The sequence below is a fragment of the Endothiovibrio diazotrophicus genome, from assembly GCF_054657215.1.
On record NZ_BAAHXB010000298.1, the window covers coordinates 1 to 598 of the forward strand.

The 598-nt window shown below is 66.2% G+C and carries 1 protein-coding gene; it reads right to left on the minus strand.

The genetic code is table 11. The features are described from left to right. The coding region (locus ACYQ2W_RS26520) for a transposase (RefSeq protein WP_459874113.1) at positions 1-598 on the minus strand (598 nt) is incomplete at both ends.

A 598-nucleotide genomic window follows, 5' to 3' on the forward strand; every position in this document is an offset into this window, starting at 1 on the left:
TAGGGAGCCTTCCACGGGCTTACGCTCCCAGGTGATGGCGCGGGCCCGCTCTCCCCCCTCATCCGGGAGGATCTCGATCCGGTAGTGCTGCGCGGCGCCGCGACTTTTCTCCTTGAGCCGGCCGATGCGCTCCCAAAGCTTGTCGATGCGTTTCTGGGTGCGGGGCTTGGAGAGCCCCTCGGAGAGCTTGCGCAGTTCGCTTTCGAAACGCTCGGCGAAACGGCGAGCGATTCCCTCCTCCTTGCGCGCGCGCCGCTCGGAGTGGCAATACAGGCGGACCTCCCGCCCATCCTCCGACAACGTCCGTGAGAGATGAACCTGCTCCTCGCCCGCCGTCTCGATCGTGACGGCCGTCCGGGCATCGAACTCCCGGTGCCGCTCCCGGCTGACCACCAGGTAACGGTAGCCACCCTCGCGTAACCACGCGAGATTCTCCTCGGTCGCGACCCCGCGATCCATGACGACCAAAGCACCGGTTGGAGCCTGGAGACCGCGCAACATCGTCTCCAGGGTACGCCCCTCAACGACGTTCCCGGCAAACACCTCCGAACGGCGGACAAAGCCGCTGCCATCGAGCACCAAGCCCAACGTGAGCAGC